General features: G+C 65.0%; 10 protein-coding genes. 4 read left to right on the top strand and 6 right to left on the bottom strand.

The features are described from left to right. Positions 1 to 110: 110 nt before the first annotated feature. The 3 genes from KBC96_05880 to KBC96_05870 are packed head-to-tail and all read right to left on the bottom strand — an operon-like array spanning position 111 to position 2,793. Positions 111 to 1,355 (bottom strand): hypothetical protein, encoded by a 1,245-nt coding sequence (locus KBC96_05880; GenBank protein MBP6963920.1) that lies wholly within the window; start codon positions 1,353 to 1,355, stop codon positions 111 to 113. A 43-nt stretch (positions 1,356 to 1,398) separates the two neighbouring features. After that, on the bottom strand, positions 1,399 to 2,157 hold the full coding sequence (locus KBC96_05875) for a zf-HC2 domain-containing protein (protein ID MBP6963919.1): 759 nt from the start codon (positions 2,155 to 2,157) through the stop codon (positions 1,399 to 1,401). 15 nt (positions 2,158 to 2,172) lie between these two features. Next, the gene (locus KBC96_05870; GenBank protein MBP6963918.1) at positions 2,173 to 2,793 is read right to left on the bottom strand and encodes a sigma-70 family RNA polymerase sigma factor; all 621 of its coding nucleotides are present in this window, start codon (positions 2,791 to 2,793) and stop codon (positions 2,173 to 2,175) included. Between the two features lie 336 nt (positions 2,794 to 3,129). Here KBC96_05870 and KBC96_05865 point away from each other — a divergent pair, with 336 nt between their 5' ends. Continuing rightward, positions 3,130 to 4,698: a glycerophosphodiester phosphodiesterase family protein gene (locus KBC96_05865; protein MBP6963917.1), complete on the top strand. Its 1,569-nt coding sequence runs from the start codon at positions 3,130 to 3,132 to the stop codon at positions 4,696 to 4,698. 253 nt (positions 4,699 to 4,951) lie between these two features. Then, complete coding sequence (locus KBC96_05860; GenBank protein ID MBP6963916.1) at positions 4,952 to 6,268, top strand: Gfo/Idh/MocA family oxidoreductase; 1,317 nt, start codon at positions 4,952 to 4,954, stop codon at positions 6,266 to 6,268. 52 nt (positions 6,269 to 6,320) lie between these two features. On the opposite strand, the gene KBC96_05855 is transcribed toward KBC96_05860, so the two are convergent. Further along, entirely contained in the window at positions 6,321 to 7,571 is a 1,251-nt protein-coding gene (locus KBC96_05855) for a hypothetical protein (protein ID MBP6963915.1), read from the bottom strand. Positions 7,572 to 7,822: 251 nt separating this feature from the next. On the opposite strand from KBC96_05855, the gene KBC96_05850 reads away from it, so the two are divergent. After that, positions 7,823 to 10,162, top strand: coding sequence for a VWA domain-containing protein (locus KBC96_05850; protein MBP6963914.1), 2,340 nt, complete (start codon positions 7,823 to 7,825; stop codon positions 10,160 to 10,162). A 200-nt stretch (positions 10,163 to 10,362) separates the two neighbouring features. Here the strand turns inward: KBC96_05850 and murJ are convergent, their stop codons facing one another. Together murJ and KBC96_05840 are read right to left on the bottom strand one after the other, a co-directional pair. Beyond that, the gene (gene murJ / locus KBC96_05845) at positions 10,363 to 11,964 is read right to left on the bottom strand and encodes a murein biosynthesis integral membrane protein MurJ (GenBank protein MBP6963913.1); all 1,602 of its coding nucleotides are present in this window, start codon (positions 11,962 to 11,964) and stop codon (positions 10,363 to 10,365) included. A 260-nt stretch (positions 11,965 to 12,224) separates the two neighbouring features. Then, on the bottom strand, positions 12,225 to 12,842 hold the full coding sequence (locus KBC96_05840; GenBank protein ID MBP6963912.1) for a hypothetical protein: 618 nt from the start codon (positions 12,840 to 12,842) through the stop codon (positions 12,225 to 12,227). 262 nt (positions 12,843 to 13,104) lie between these two features. Here KBC96_05840 and KBC96_05835 point away from each other — a divergent pair, with 262 nt between their 5' ends. After that, on the top strand, positions 13,105 to 14,079 hold the full coding sequence (locus KBC96_05835; protein ID MBP6963911.1) for a sodium:calcium antiporter: 975 nt from the start codon (positions 13,105 to 13,107) through the stop codon (positions 14,077 to 14,079). The last annotated feature ends 71 nt before the right edge of the window (positions 14,080 to 14,150 follow it).

Genomic DNA, 14,150 nt, shown 5'->3' with positions numbered 1-14,150 from the left:
AGCCAACCTGACTCATAACGAAGGCCGCCGGGAGGTTTCCCGACGGCCTTTGTGCCAAAAACCTGTCAGCTTGCTTCGAAGCGCCCCTGCCTGATGCTTCAAAATCAGGCCTAGTCCGACGGCGTGATCCTCACGTTGCCCTTTACCGCCTGAACCGCGATCTTCGCCTTGCCCGCGCCCATCTGGAACACCAGGTGGTCCGGCTCATCCTTCTGCGTCTCGCCCGCGACCAGCTTCTCGATCTTACCGTTCGACACGGTCACGTCCACCTTAACCGACGCCTCCTTCGGCAGGCCGATCGTCACGTCGTCGCCCGTCGCGCTGATCACGAACTCGCCCGCCTCGATCCTGGAGAAGCCGAGGTCCGCTTCCGCGCCGAGCACCTTGATCATGTGCGTGCCGGAGACGAGCGCAAAGTCCTCCAGAGTGATCTTCGCACTCGTCGAAACGATACTCAGCCGCACGGGGGTGTCCGCCGGCTTCGGGCCCGTCTTGATGGTCAGCGAGCCGTCGGTCAGGTCGAACGCGATCGGGGCGGCGCCGGGAAGCTCGAACTCCTCCACCGCCAGCGACGGCGTCAGTGAGAGCACCAGCAGGTCGTCCACCCGCAGCAGTTCGCCGGGCTCCGACGGTCCGCCGCGCCCGAGCCGTATCTCAGCGGTGTTCCTGTCCAGTATCGTCGCGGCGATGTCGGATTTGGTCGCCTTGATGACGAGCTTCTCGGAAGGAGGCACGGAGATCGGCCGGTCCACCGGGATCTTCGACCTGCTCCTCAGATCGAGCGGACCCTCGTCCGAGAACCCGCCGAGCATCTTCCTCAGCTCCTCGGATATCTCTTTTTCGCCCGCGCCGAACTTGGCCGGGTTGATCTTGCCCTGTATCCAGATGAAGGTCGTCTCCGCCTCGTCGGACTTCGAGCCGGCGACGGCGACGATCAGCAGGCCCTTCTTCTCGTTGAAGAGCAGGCCCATCCCTTCGCCGGTGCGCTCCATCGCGCGGGCCAGCACGTTCCACTGCTGGTCGGCGAAAGGCTTCTCGTAGAATGCGAAGACCTCCTCGGCGTCCTTGTCGGTCGAGATCGTGAGGGTGTTGATCTGCCTTACCTGCTCGATGCCGAACCTGCCGACGATCTCCTCCGAGAGGTCGTCGAGCAGCTTGCCGGGGGTGACGTTCACCTCATCAACGAGTTTCGCGCCCGGGATCGGAGGGAGGCCGAGCTCCTCGAGCAGGCCCTTCTTCTTAGGCGCGCCGAGCAAGGCCGACGCCAGCAGCGAGACCGCCACCGCACCGACCAGGCACGCCGCGAGGCTTCTCCTCAGGCCGCCCGCCGCGCTTCTCATGAGTTCGAAATCCATGAAGCGTTCCTCCTTCGCAATCCCTGCGACGGAAATCCCTTCCTTAGTAAGTTCCGGCATCGCTTGTCGCGAGCACGTCCACCGCTTTGCGGAGGACGCCGCGTAGTTCCTCTATCGAGCCGTTCATCGCCATATCGGCCCTGGAAATTCTGTCTGCGACCGCGGACTCCGCGTCCCCCTCGGTCGCGCTGGCGAGCATGATGTGCCTCATCACCTTACGCTTGATCTCCGCGTCGCTCTGGTCCGCTCCTCTCGACGCGAGTACCGGCGCTCTCTGTCTCGGCGAGGTCGTCCGCGCCTGCCGATAGACCTTCGGTTTCACAGACGCCCGCTTGGGCTTCGGAGGCGTGGTGATCGAGGGCGTGTCGGGTGTGGCGGCCTCCGACGATGCGGTGACATCCGACGGGGCGCTGTCCGGGGCCGCGGTCTCGATCCGGGGATGCGGCTTCGGGGCGACCGTCTGGTCCGGCACGAGCTGGCTGTGCATGATGATCCCGAACGCGACCAGCGCCGTGGCAAGGCCGGCCACCGCCGCGCCGATCGCTCGAACGGGCCTGCGGACGGGCTTCCCGGCGCGGGCCATCTCATCCTGCAGCTTGTAGGCGAAGCTCTGCGCCAGCCAGTCGGACGGTTCGTCGTCCGCCCAGGCGGCCATCACGTCGCGCAGATTCGCAGACGACGTCCGCTCCGCCGCGCAGTCGGCGCATCGGGCGAGGTGCTCTTCAAGGATGCGCTGCTCGCGCTCCGAGAGCTCTCCGTCCAGCGCCGCCGATATGAGTATCTTTGCGTTCTTGCATCTCATTGTCTTGTACCCGGCTCAGATCCCCAGGTCCGCGTCGCGGAGCTTCTCGCGAAGCCTCTGCCTCGCGCGGTAGATCAGAACCTTCACGCTGCCTATCGGGCAGCTCAGCACCTCGGCGATCTCCTTGTACTCGAGGCCCTGGTACTCCCGCAGGATGATCGCCTCGCGCTCCTTCTCGGGAAGGGTCGCCATCGCCTCCTTCACGATGGAGTGGAGCTCCACCCGCAGGATGTGCTCCTCCACCGAGGAGGTACTCCCGAACGACTCCGTATCGGTCACCCGGGTTTCCAGGAAGTCGTCTTCCTCTTCGCCGAGCTCCACCATGGAGCTCTCCGGCCTGCGGGACATGTGCCGCAGGTGGTCACGGCAGTGGTTCCCGGCGACGGAATAGAGCCAGGTGGTGAACTTCGCCTCGGACCCCCGGAAGGAGTGCCCGAACCGGCACAGCTTCAGGAACGTCTCCTGCACTAAATCTTCGGCAGTTTCGCGCCGTCCCACCATCCTGAGAAAGAAGTTGAAGAGCGGCTTCTGGAACCGGCCGAAGAGGACTTCCATCGCCTCCGCGTCACCGGCCTGGAACCGAGCCATCAGCTCTTCATCCGTCTCTCGCCGCATATCGGCCGCCGTGTGCTTCATTGGTGTATACGTCCGGGAGCATCGAAAGTTAACAGCCCCGGGGCAGGTACAGTTTACCTTACCGGGGGCGATGTGTCCACAGGGGAAAAGGAGGGTTCGAGGCTGAAGGTTCAGGGTTCTGGGAATGACGTTCGGGCCGGAACTGCACGGCGGAATCGGATTTCGAGGGATGAGTTTGAAAACCCGACCCGATACTGCTATCCTGTGAGACGGTGCTGAACTCGTCTCAGCATTCATGGAGAGCGCGGATTCTGAATCCCCTGAATCGAGTTCAGGGTCAGGACGGCGTCGCGAGTTCAGGGTGACGGCTCCCGCAACGCGGGAGAGGAGCAGGGCATGAGCTGTTTCCGGGCGGCGGTGATCGGGTTGATCCTGTGCGCGGGCGGGGTCGCGTCCGCGGGGGAGAAGCCGGTGAAGGGATACATCGCGGCGCTTCCGGCGGAGTCCGCGAAGGACCGCGAGGCGAGGCACGCGAAGATCGCCGAGCGGCGTAAGGGCCCCGCGGTGATCGTGCACCGGGGCGCGTCCGCGTTCGCCCCGGAGAACACGATGGAAGCCTATGCCGCCGCGATGGACTACGGCGCGGACGGCTGCGAGATTGACATCCGCCGGACCGCCGACGGGGTGCTCGTTCTCTTCCACGACGACATGCTCGAAAACCTCACCACCGGCTTCGGGTCGGTCAACCATCTCACCTACTACGAGCTTCTCTGCCTCGAGCGCCGGTCGGTCTACGGAACGGCGGCCCGCGATGCCCGGATTCCCACGTTCGCCTCCCTGCTCGCCCTGGCGCGCCGGCGGGCGATGCTACTCCACCTCGACATCAAAGAGCCGGGCCTGGACAATGACATCGCCGGGCTGCTCGACGAGGCCGACATGTGGGACGCCGTGGTCGCGGTCAACACCTCGAACGCCGGCGCGCTGATGGACAACCCGAAGCTGAAGCTGCTGGCGTTCAAGGCGCCGGGCCTCTATGAAGATATGTCCGACGTTGACCCGGAGGCGGTTCGCGCGGCGCTCGCTAAACCGGGGGAGATGATCATCCTCGATGACCCGCGGGTGGCGGCGAAGGAACTCGGACGGCCGGGGTATGCGCCCGTCCCGCTGCCTAAGGGCCTCCGAAGGTACTGGCCGCCGTCTCATCCGAATACTCCCGAGGACGGCGAACTCGTGCCTTCGAGATATGTGGCGTCGCTCGCCGGGACCGACCCCTTGAAACTGCTAGACCGGAGCGAGGCGGGGCGCGAGGACGCCGATGGTGGCCGGGCGCACAGGGAGAAGATCCTCGCGCGGGCGTGGGCGGCTCAGCGGCTCGGAGAGATCGGACAAAACACCGACGTCACCCTGAACTTGATTCAGGGTCTACCGCGGGCGGAAATCGTCCAACTGCTCGAGTACCAGGTGCGGCACCGGAGCCTCGACCGCGACTGGCGGTATCACGGCATGGACGGGGCAATGGCCGTCTACGCGCTGGCCTCGCTCGGGGCGGTGGAGTCCGCGCCGATGCTGGCGGACGTGCTGATGAAGGTTGACCCTGCGCTCGCGAAGGCTCGGAACCCCGAGTACCCCGACACCCCGCCCGCGTTCCTCGACTGGCGGATCAAGGGCGCGATCGTGCAGGCGCTGGGGGAACTTCCGTGCGGCGCGGGCAAGTCGGCGCTCTCGGCATACGTGCGGCTCGACGAGGAATCGGCGAGGAAGCTGGGCATTCAGATGTATGTCGGCGCGACCAAGTCGCTGATGAAGCAGAAACTGTCAGCCTCGGAGGTCCGCGACCTCCTGCAGAGCCCGAACAGGCAGGTGCGCGGAGCGGCGATCCTCGAATGCCTCGACCACCCGACCAGGGAGCGCGCCGAGGCGCTCAAAGCCATCCCCTGGGCGCTTGAGCTTCCCGGGGCGAGGTGACAGGCGTCTTGGCCGGCACGGAGGCACGGCCACTACGGATGCCGCCGTCCTTCGATACGCTGCGCTACTCAGGACTAGCGGGTTCTTTTTCGGTCACCAATTCCCAATCACTCATCACCCATCACCCATCACTAATCACTGATTACTGGTCCCCGCGTCTCCCCGAAGCAGGACTCTTCTTCCGACGCATGGAATGATTCCTCGAGTCGGCGGAAACGCCGGACGCGTAGACGCGACTACGGAGGGATTTGATATGTCTGGAACGACACGCAGAGATTTCCTGAAAGGCGCGCTGACGGCGGGCGGGATGGGCATCCTGTTCCTGACCAACAGCCGCACGGCCTTCACTTACGAGGCGAACGAGCGGCTCAACATCGCCGGCATCGGAGTCGGCGGCAAGGGCCACAGCGACGTCGCCGGCTGTGCCAGCGACGGCGGCAACGTCGTGGCCCTGTGCGACGCCGATTTCGACCGCGCCGCGGGCGCCTTCCGCGACTGGCCGAACGCAAAGAAGTACCACGACTTCCGGCGAATGCTCGACGAGATGGACGACCAGATAGACGTCGTGAACGTCAGTACGCCCGATCACACGCATGCGGTCGCCGCGGTGGCCGCCATGCGGATGGGCAAGCACGTATACGTCCAGAAGCCGCTCACCCACACGATCTACGAGGCGCGGCTCCTGCGCGACACCGCCCGCAAGTACAAGGTTGCCACGCAGATGGGCAACCAGGGCACCGCGGAGAGCGGCCTCCGGGAGGCGGTCGAGGTCATCCAGGCGGGCGCGCTGGGGAAGATCAAGGAAGTGCACATCTGGTCGAACCGGCCCGTGTGGCCTCAGGGGCTCAACCGGCCGACCGATACGCCGCCCGTGCCGAAGGATCTCGACTGGGACTGCTGGCTCGGCCCCGCTCCCGTGCGGCCCTATCACCCCGACTATCTGCCCTTCAAGTGGCGCGGCTGGATTGATTTCGGCTGCGGCGCGATCGGCGACATGGGCTGCCACACGATGAACATGCCCTTCATGGCCCTCGATCTCAGCGACCCGATCTCCGTCGAGGCCGAAGTCCACGAGATGACGGCGGAGAGCTACCCGGCGAAATCGGCCGTGCGCTACACGTTCGCGCGGGCGAACGCGCTCCAGCCGCGCCGACTGACCTGGTACGACGGAGGGATGAAGCCGCCGGCCCGCGTTCTCCCCGGCAGGGACATGCCCGGAAGCGGCTGCGTGATCATCGGCGAGGAAGGCTATCTCTTCACGCCGGACGACTACGGCTCGCAGTACCAGCTCCTGCCGCAGGAGAAGTTCGACGGCTACAAGAAGCCCGTCCCGACGCTACCCCGCTCGCCCGGCCACTACGCCGAGTTCCTGCGGGCCTGCAAGGGCGGGGAGCCCGCGATGTCGAACTTCGACTACGCGTCCGCGCTGACGGAGTTCGCGCTGCTCGGCAACCTGGCGGTCATCGTCGGCGAGCCGATCTACTGGGATTCGAAGAACATGCGGGCGATCAACTGCCCGAAGGCCGACTACTTCATCAACACGCCGTATCGCAAGGGGTGGAAGCTCTAGACCCCACTATAGGTCCTATAGGTCCCATGGGTCGAATGGGACTTATAGGACCTCACTCCTCCACATTGCCGCGGATCGTCTTCCTGGTCTTCGAACCCGAGTTGTCCTCGATCTTGCCGTTGAGGATGTTATCGGTGATCGTCAGCAAGTCCGCGCCCTTGTCGATCAGAACGGCGGGGCGGCCGTCGACGCCCGTGAGATGGCAGCCGTGGACCTGAGCCCTCTGTGCGCCCGGCATGAGGTGGACGGAAGGCGCTCCGTCCGTCACCTGGGAGTCGGCAATCACGAGGCGGTTGCGCGGATGCGGGTTTGCGCAGTTGAACTCGAAGCCGGTGAACGGCTTTCCGAACCCCCGCACCTGAACGCCCTCGATCACCGCGTTGTAGAACAGGCTGTTCGCATTCACCTTCACGCCGAAGCCCTTGTCCCGGACCAGGATGTTCGTGCTGTTGATCGTGAATCCGCACGCGCCCTCGAAGATGAACCCGTTGTCCACATCCTCGATCCAGCACTCGTCGATCTGGAATCCGAGCGAGTGCGCACCCGCTTTCGATCCGTCCGGGGTGTCCTTGACCGGCAGTTGGTGGAGGAACGTCTTGCCGCCGATGATGAAGCACCGGTCCATCATCACGCCGTCCACATCGCCGAACTCGAAGCCGACGCGATTCTTGCGATAGTACGACTGCGTGCCGGGCGTGTCCTTGCCGCCGACGAACCAGTGGACGTCCAGGATGCGGTTCACGTCACGGCAGCCGGAAAGGTGCATGCCGACATGGTGCACGAAGCCGGTGAGGTCGCGGAACATCCCCTGGCCCGCATTCCCGCCGCCGGGAGGAGTCGAGACGCCGATCCATGCGTTGCCGAAGACGATGTTCTCGACCGACGGGTTGATGCCGTCGAGCTGGATCGCGGGCGGATAGGGCGTCGGGTTCGCGTTGTCGGCGTTGTTCGGATAGACGATCGCCAGACCCTTGACGCCGCTCCCGTGACTGAGCCTGACCCCCACGAACCCCGGCTTCTCGATGACGAGCTGGGTCGCGCCGCCTTCCCATCGAGCGCCCTCGCCGAGCAGGGTCGAGTGCGGTGGGACCTTCAGGCTGTCGGTGATCAGGTACTTCCCCGCCGGGAGATTCACGACTCCCCCGCCGGGCGCGACCGAGTCGAGCGCCTTCTGGATCGCGGCGGTGTCGTCGGCGACTCCGTCGCCCACCGCGCCGAAATCCCTCGCCGAGACGCCCTTAGGAACCTCTGCCGCCAACGGCACGGATAGGATCAGGATCAGTGCCAATGTCAGGATACGCATGAGTGACCTCCCGGTATCGGACTGCGGACAGGATAGCATGCGGGCGGAAGTTGGGCAAGGGTGGTTCGGCCCGATACGTGCGTCCCTCCCCCTGACCCCCTCCCTCTCAGGGGAGGGGGAATAGGCGCTCCCTCCCCCCTCAGAGGGGGAGGGTTGGGGAGGGGGGTGGGACACGGATAGTGAAGGTTCCGCGCCGGGCGGGTGTCTAAAGAGGGTAGAAAGCCAATCCGGACTCTCAGGAGGCGATTTCCATGAACAGACAAACACGATTTCTCAGCACAGGCATCATCCTCGCCGCCCTCTGCGCGATGAGCGTTCCCGCGCTCGCGGACGGCTTCATGGTGCCCGTCCACCAGCCGACGGTGAACGTCTTCTCCGTAAAGTACCACCACGTGGACATCTTCATCGACGGACAGGCCGCCACCACCAAGGTGGACCAGGTCTTCCACAACGAGACCGGCCGCCAGGAGGAGGGGACGTACATCTTCCCGCTACCCAAAGGCGCCGCGATCCACAAGTTCTCGATGTTCGTCGGCGAGAAGGAGCACGAGGGCAAGATCCTCGACCGCGATGAGGCGCGCCGGCTCTACGAGTCCATCGTGCGGCAGAGGAAGGACCCCGCGCTGCTCGAGTACATGGACCGGAACACCTTCCGCGCGAGGGTCTTCCCGATCCCGCCGAACGGAGACACGCGCATCCGGCTCGAGTACACCGAGGTCATCCCGAAGACCGGGAGCATCTGCCGGTACGTCTACCCTCTGAGCACCGAGAAGTTCTCCGCCAGGCCGCTCGACGACGTGCGGGTCACCATCCGCCTGAAGTCCGCGACGCCGATCAGCAACATCTACTCGCCGTCGCACATCGTCAAGGTCGAGCAGACCGTGCCGAAGGAGGCGATCGTCAACTGGACCGCGAAGAACGTCAAGCCGGATACCGACCTCGTGCTCTACTACAGTCAGGCCGCGGGCGAGATGGCGGTTGACGTGCTCACATTCCGCGAGAACGGGAAGCAGGGCTACTTCATGCTGCTCGCCAGCCCGAAGATCACCGAGAGCAAGGTCATCCCGAAGAACGTCGTCTTCGTGCTCGACCGGACCGGTAGCATGGCCGGCGACAAGATAGATCAGGCGAAGGCCGCGCTCAAGTATTGCCTGAACTCGCTCAAGCCGGAGGATCAGTTCAACGTGATCTCCTTCAACGAATCGCAGGAGACGCTCTTCGCCGAACTCGAGAAGCCGACCAAGGAACGGCTGAGGAAGGCGCTCGACACGGTTGACCGGATAGACGCCACCGGAGGCACTAACATCAACGACGCGCTCAGGGCGGCGTTCGCGCAATTCCGTCAGTACGGGCAGACGCAGAACTACGTCGTGTTCCTCACCGACGGACTGCCGACGGTTGGAGAGCAGAATATCGAGAAGATCCTCGGCAATGCCAAGGAGGTCAACGGCTCGAAGGCCAGGGTATTCGGCTTCGGAGTCGGGTACGATGTGAACGCGCATCTCCTCGACCTGCTGGGGGAGCAGAGCGGCGGGAAGTCGTCCTACGTGCTCCCGAACGAGAACATCGAGGCGTCGGTCTCCACGTTCTTCGCCGGGATCAGCCAGCCCGCGTTGACCGACATCGAGATCACGGCGAAGACCGCCTCGGGCGAGGTTGCCGCGTATGACATGCTCCCCGGCAATCCGATACCGGCGCTGTTCAACGGATCGCAGCTCATCGTCCTCGGCCGATACAACGCGTCCGGCACGGCATTCATCAAGCTGACGGGCAAGACGGCGGACGGCCTCAAAACATGGACCGCCAGGGTCAACCTGCCGGAGAAAGATACGGAGCGCGACTTCATCCCGCAGATATGGGCCGCGCGGAAGATCGGATACCTGCTCGACCAGGTGCGCCTGCATCGGAACGACGAGCTGATCCAGGAGATCGTCCGGCTCTCGAAGGAGTGGGGCATCCCGACCGAGTTCACCTCGTACTTCGTGGACGAGCCTCAGATCGCAATGGAGGATGCGTTCAGGAGAAGTGAAGAAGCGATCGGCAGCGCTCGAAAGGCGGAGTCCGGCTCGTGGGGCGTCTCTCAGAGCATCAACTCCGGTTCGCTCAGGAACCAGAACCAGGTCTGGGCGAATCCCGGGGCCGTGAGTGCGGACGAGCGGATGGGGAATGTCCGCGGATACTACGGCGCATCGGGCGGGGCCGTCAACGTCTCCCGCGTGCAGAACATCGGCACGCGGACGTTCTATCAGCGCGGCGTCCAGTGGGTGGACAACCTCGCGGCGGACCCCGGGCTGAAGGCGGTCCAGATCAAGCAGTTCAGCAACGCGCACTTCAAGCTGCTGGCGGCGAGCCCGGACCTGGCGCGGTACCAGTCTCTCGGGAACGTGCGGGTCTTCGTGAACAACCAGGCGGTCGAGATCGGCGATCAGGGCAGGGAGGACCTCACCGACGCGGAGGTGCGCCTGATCGTGGGCGGGAACCCCTCGTCGGGCGCGCTGCCCTCACGGAATCCCCTGGAGGCGACGGTCGGCGCGGCCGGCCTGGGGCTTCTGCTTGCGGCGGGCAAGCTGCGCGGGCTGCTCGGGGCGTAGGCGCATGGAGTGCTAGGGCTTGATACCGCCTTTTCGGGCCGTGGCTCGACACGGCGGGTCTGGAGCGCCCGACCGGCGCACATGACGCCGGATGGATCCTGAATCAAGTTCAGGATGACGTCTCAGATGCAACTGGAGCGGCAAGCAATCGGGCCGGAGTGCAACTCCGGCCCGAACGCGTACCCGTCAACCATCGCTAATCACTCTTCACCGGTCCCCGCGTCCGCCTTCTTCCTCCGGAAGCGGCGCGTGATCTGGCCCCAGACCTGGTCGGCCTCGTCAACCTTGAGCAGCGCGATCAGCCCGGCATAGACCCCGACGCCCACGCCTCCCGCGAAGAGCACCCCGATCCCCGCGCCGCCCCGGGTCACCACGTCCACCTGCCGCCCGATCAGGGCGATCGCCCCCCACGCCGCCGCACCGGAGCCCGCCGACGCGAGCAGGACCTTCCCGAACGACTTCAGTATCAGCCCGCCGTTCAGCCCGCCCAGCCGCCGGCGGAGGATCTCCAGCATGACCAGAAGGTGGAGCGTCACCGCGATCGAGGTCGCCAGTGCGAGCCCGCCGTGCCCGAGCGGCTTCATGAGCAGCCAGTTCAGCGGGATGAAGACGAACGTCACCGCCGTGCCGCTTATCACCGGCGTCAGCGACTCCTGGAGGGCGTAGAACCCCCGCGAGATGACCGCCTGGCCCGCCCATGCCGCGAGCCCAAGAGAGTAGAAGATCAGCGCGTACCCCACGCGAGGCGCGTCCTCCGGCATGAACTGCCCGCCCTGGAAGAGCATCCGCACGATCGGCGTCGAGAGCACGATCATCAGCACCGACGACGGGACCGTCAGGAGCAGTATGCCTCTCAGCCCGAAGTTGATGCTCGACCGGAGTTCCGGCATCTCTTTCCTCGCCGCGTGCGCCGCGAGCGTGGGGAAGAGCGCCACCGCCGACGCCTGCGCGAACACCCCCAGCGGCATCTGCATCAGCCGGTTCGCGTAGTTCAGCGCCGCGACCGCCCCCTCGTTGAGCAGGGATCCGAACGCCCGGTTCACGATCACGTCCACGTACGGCAGGGAGAGCCCCAGCATCACCGGCAGGGCGAGCTTCCCGACCTTGACCACACCCGGGTGCCTCAGGTTCAGGCTCGGGCGGTACGTCGCGCCGAACCTCCGGGCGACCACCACCTGAAGCAGGAAGTTGCCGACGAACGACCCGACCAGCGCGCCCCACGTCAGCCCGGCGATACCGATCGTCCCGGCAAGGAGCAGGCCGCCGCAGATGATGCCGATGTTGTAGATGACCGGGCCGACCGCGGGCGAGAGGAAGTGCTGGCGCGAGTAGAGCGTCGCCATCACCAGCCCGCCGATCAGGAAGAAGAGCTGGGCGGGCAGGACGACCCTCGTCAGGTGGACCGCCAGCGGGAGCAGGTCCCTGTGCTTGTCGGCGAACCCGGGAGCTACGAGCGGCACGAGCACCGGCGCGAGCACCTCGCAGAGGATGATGAGCCCCGTCAGCACGGTGAAGATGAACGTGCCGACGATGCTGAAGACCCTCCAGGCCTCCTTCTCCTCGCCCTTCGTCAGGTACTCGGTGAAGACGGGGATGAACGCCGCGCTCAGTGCGCCGCTCGAAAGAAGGAAGTAGAGGAGGTCCGGAAGCTGGAAGGCGACGGCGTATGCGTCTACCTGGCCGCCCGCGCCGAACTTGCTCGCGATGACCATCTCCCGGACGAGGCCGAGCAGGCGGCTCGCGAGTATGGCCGCCATCATGATCCCGGCGGCCTTCGTTACCGTCTTGGTGGTGCTGGACATGACGCGTCTAAGTATAGGTTCGAGGGGCGGCGGTGTCAATGAGAGGGGAAGGTCACGCCGGGGATGGAACAACTCCGGGCCGAAAGCGGTCATACAGGCGGCAATCACCTTCGCTTTCGGGGGCCTGAGCCACAGCGATCAGGCGGATGCGAAAAGAAGCAGAGGGATGCCCGGCCGCAAGCGCGTGACAGATCAGCCGAGCTCCCGGCTCTATTCGGCCCAGGCCCCCGAGCAGCCCCTTCGCCGCGACCCGCCCTCGCCTACCGGTCCATCCGGCGGAACAGGCCGCTCGCGCCCCACCCGAAGATGATGGCGACCATGCCCAGAACCGCCGCCGCGCGGATCTGGAACATGAACATCATGGGAAGCCGCTCGGGGCCGATGCCGGCGGCTATCAGCACCAACGCCATGATCTCGATCAGCAGAAGCATGCCGAAGTAGCTGGCGAGCAGCCATATCACCGTCAGGTCCATCTCCCTCGTCACCAGTCCGTAGATCAGATAGCCAACGAAGACGAGTTCCGGCCCCGCGACCAGCACCAGCACCAGGGGAATGACGAACTCGTGCCACTCGTCCTCTATCGCCGGGAGTATCCGCAGCGCGCCCAGGAGCATCCCGGTCACGAAGAGCGCGCCCACCGCGATCCACGGCAGAAGAAGGAACCTCCACCCGGTCAGCACGACGGAAAGGATCAGGATGCCGGCGCTGCTGATGTAGAAGGCCGTACGGAGCCCCCTGTTCTCGTCCTCGAACTCCGCGACGTGGTCCCGCGCCGGAGGAGGCCCCGCCGCCGCCGGGGCCGCCACGAGATCCCTGCCGCACCACTCGCATTTCCGGTCGGTCTTGCTCTCCATCCCGCACCACTTGCAGTAAGCCATGTGCCCTCCCTGAAATCCGGCAAATCCTGCCATTTGACAATCTCGACCCGAATCGCTAAAGTATACCTCGTTACGGACATCCCGCACAAAGGGGAGTAGCACGCCGCCGACCGGCGGTGCGGACGGGGTCAACATCATGCCCGATAGGGCTGGTCCCTCCTGCAGCTCGCAAGTCGAGATGCAATGCAAGACCTTTGGCCGCATCACCGATTTCGATGCGCAAGCCAAGGGTCTTTTTTGATGAAACGGGGGCGCTGAAACCATGGCATTCGTCGAGTTTTCCGGCCTGCTGGTCGTGATAGTGATCGCCTCGTACCTCCTGAGCCACGGCGCCGAGGTGCTGGCCGAGAAGTGGGGCACCACCGTCGCCGGGAGCCTGATCCTCGGCCTGCTGACGACACTGCCGGAGTATACGTTCGTCTACTGGGCGGCGGTCAAGAGCCGCTACGACATGGCGATCGGCTCCGCGATCGGCTCCTGCACGCTCCTCGTGACCCTCGGATACGGGCTGGTCATCCTCATCGCCACATCGAAGCTCAGCCGCCACCCCGTGAAGGAGATCCGCCTGACCAAGGCCACCCGGATAGACGCCGCCTTCCTGCTGATCACCGCCCTGGTCGCACTGCTCTTCGTCTGGAACGACCACTCCCTGAGCCTGCTCGAAGGCATTCTCCTCGCCGCGGTGTTCCTGACCTACGTCGTGATGGTGGTGCGGATGTCCGGCAAGTACGAGGAGGACCTGGAGCACGTGCCGAAACGCAGGCTCTACACGGCGCTGGTGCAGATAATCATCGGCGGCGCGGCGATCTTCATCGTCTCCGAGCCGTTCGTGGACTCGATGATCGGCATCGCGAAGGCCATGGGGGTGAGCCCGGTCGTCATCGCGATCGTCCTCGGCCCGATCGCCTCGGAGATGCCGGAGAAGATGACCGCGTACATCACCGTCTTGAGGAACGGCGCGCTCGCCCAGCTCTCGATATGCAACTTCATCGGCTCGAAGGTGAACCACAACAGCCTGCTCCTGGCGATCATCCCGTTCGTCGGTTGGGCGAAGGAGCACGGCAGCATCCACGGGCTGATGTCGCCGATGTTCCTGATAATGACCTTCATGACGGTGCTGGTGTCGGGGATGCTGGCGAGGGGGCGCATCGTGAAGTGGCACGGGGCGGTGCTCGTCGCGTGCTACGTTGCGATCATGATCGTCGCGATGCACACGACGGCGCCGATACCGCATTAGGTAGACGTGGAGACGGGAGAGCACACCGTCCAGTCCTGAGTGCGCGCTCCGGCGCGGTCCTGAACTTGATT

It is taken from the genome of Armatimonadota bacterium (genome assembly GCA_017993055.1).
Classification (GTDB): Bacteria; Armatimonadota; UBA5829; order DTJY01; family DTJY01; genus JAGONM01.
The sequence above is the reverse complement of the archived record's forward strand: the minus strand, read 5'-3'. Positions and strand labels throughout refer to the sequence as shown.